At 45.7% G+C, this 278-nt stretch carries 1 pseudogene; it reads left to right on the forward strand.

The annotated features are described in order from the left end of the window. Positions 1-278: pseudogene (locus R7Q47_RS23735) on the forward strand (sensor histidine kinase); the annotation flags it as partial.

The raw sequence follows: 278 nt of genomic DNA on the forward strand, positions 1-278 counted from the left end.
GGCGTGTTGGGCATCGTGGTCGTAAAAATGGATTTGAGTAAAATTGAAGATAACTGGCAACAACCTGACAGCGTGTTCGTGGCCAGCGACCCTCACAATATTGTCTTTATGAGCAGCCGGCAGGATTGGCTATTCAAAAGCCTACAACCGTTAAGTGATGCAGATAAAAAGCAAGTTTGGACGAGTAGACAATATCTCGACACACCGATTCCGACATTGGGCTTTGTCGGCAACTTGAATGCACCAAATTCTGAACTGAAACAAGGCTACCCCTACAA

It is taken from the genome of Vibrio sp. Vb0349 (assembly GCF_033338975.1).